Source organism: Actinotalea ferrariae CF5-4, assembly GCF_000603945.1.
In the GTDB taxonomy this organism is placed as follows: Bacteria; Actinomycetota; Actinomycetes; order Actinomycetales; family Cellulomonadaceae; genus Actinotalea; species Actinotalea ferrariae.
In genome coordinates, this window is sequence record NZ_AXCW01000451.1 from 1 (window position 1) to 1,543 (window position 1,543).

Here is a 1,543-nt window from a genome sequence, read left to right on the forward strand (position 1 = left end):
CCCTGTGCGTCAGGCTGACGTGAGACACCTCGGGTAGTAGTTCTTCCGTCCCTGCACAGGGCGAGACAGGTTGATCACGATGACCTTCACGGCCGCTGACCTGCGCGCTGTTCCAGCCGATGATGGACCGGTGAGTCCGCGAGCAGATCGTCCCCGGCGGCGGTCGTTCACCGCCCAGTACAAGCTCGACATTCTTGCCGAGTACGACGCGCTGACCGAGCCGGGAGCGAAGGGCGCGCTGCTGCGCCGAGAGGGGTTGTACTCCTCGCACCTGGTCGAGTGGCGCCGGGCCCGCGACGCCGGCGCCCTCGCCGGCTTGGACCGGCAACCTCGCGTCGGCAAGCGCACCCCGGAGCAGATCGAGAACGACCGACTGCGGGCGCGCGCCGAGCGCGCCGAGCGCGAACTGGCCAAGACCCGTGCCGCGTTGGAGGTCGTGGGAAAAGCACACGCGCTCTTGGAGATGCTCTCCGAGAGCGCGGACACCGAACCGCGGTCGAAGAAGTGATCGCCCCGGCGGTCGCCGACCTGGCCGAGCACACCTCCACCGCACGGGCGTGCGCCCTGCTGGGCTGGTCCCGCGCCACCCATTACCGGGCTCAGGCACCGGCGCGCCGGACCGGGCCGCCGGCGCCACGCCCGGCGCCGCCGAACGCGCTGAGCGAGGCCGAGCGGACCGAGGTGCTGGACGTGCTGAACAGTCCGCGGTTCGCTGACAAGTCCGTCGCGCAGGCGTGGGCGGTACTGCTGGACGAGGGCACGTACCTGTGCTCGATGTCGACCATGCACCGCGTCCTGCGCACGGCGGGTCAGTGCGGTGAGCGGCGTCGCCAGGCCACCCACCCGCCACGGGCCAGACCCGAGCTGGTCGCCACCGCGCCCGGGCACGTGTGGTCCTGGGACATCACCAAGCTGCGCGGCCCGGACCGCGGGGTCTACTACGACCTGTACGTCGTGCTGGACATCTTCTCCCGCTACGTCGTGGGCTGGACCGTCGCCGCCGGAGAGGACGCCCAGATCGCCAAGGCGATGCTCGCCGACGCGATCGCGGTCCACGGGGCCCCGGGCGCCGTCCACGCCGACCGAGGCACCTCGATGACCTCCAAGCCGGTCGCCCAGCTGCTGGTCGACCTCGGCGTCGCCCGATCCCACTCGCGCCCGCACGTGTCGAACGACAACCCCTACTCCGAGGCAGCGTTCAAGACTCTCAAGTACGCCCCGGTCTTCCCCGACCGGTTCGGTTCCCTGGCCGACGCCCGCGCGTTCTGCGAGGCGTTCTTCGCCCACTACAACCACGAGCACCGCCACTCCGGCCTGGGCCTGCACACCCCCGCCTCGGTCCACCACGGCACCGCCGCCGAGGTCCGCGCCCAGCGCAGCACGACCCTGGACGCGGCCTACGCCGCCAACCCCGCCCGCTTCCGCCACCGCCGACCCCAGCCGCCCGCCCTACCGACCGCCGCCTGGATCAACCAGCCGAGCAGAGAGGCCCTCGTACAGACGAACTAGAACGATCATGTCTCACACGGCTTGACACGTTCCG

At 71.2% G+C, this 1,543-nt stretch carries 1 protein-coding gene; it reads left to right on the forward strand.

Annotation, left to right across the window (positions count from 1 at the left end):
• The first annotated feature begins 79 nt into the window (after positions 1-79).
• Positions 80-1,509 (forward strand): IS3 family transposase gene (locus N866_RS18710; protein ID WP_425393981.1). Its coding sequence is split into 2 segments (ribosomal slippage): positions 80-505 and positions 508-1,509, totalling 1,428 coding nucleotides; the frame shifts between segments, so codons are not numbered across the junction.
• Positions 1,510-1,543: the final 34 nt, after the last annotated feature.